At 73.1% G+C, this 223-nt stretch carries 1 pseudogene; it reads right to left on the reverse strand.

The window, feature by feature from the left end:
* Positions 1 to 223, reverse strand: a pseudogene (locus tag E4K09_RS28735) (hypothetical protein); the annotation flags it as partial.

The raw sequence follows: 223 nt of genomic DNA on the forward strand, positions 1-223 counted from the left end.
AGCCTTCGTATCCGGGGCTTTCGGCTCCGCGGCCCTGGCGGGCGGCGCTTCGGCCGCCGGCTGCTGCTGCGGGGCGGGCTGCTGCACAGCCGCCTGGGGCGTCGCGGCGGAACCCGGGAGGTCAGGTGTGCTGGGCCATGCCCAGTAGAGGGCACCGACAAGAACCGCGACGACGCCGGCCGCTGCCGCGCCGAGGATCGCGATGGTTCCTTTGATCTCTGTC

It is taken from the genome of Microvirga pakistanensis, assembly GCF_004458765.1.
Taxonomy (GTDB): Bacteria; Pseudomonadota; Alphaproteobacteria; order Rhizobiales; family Beijerinckiaceae; genus Microvirga; species Microvirga pakistanensis.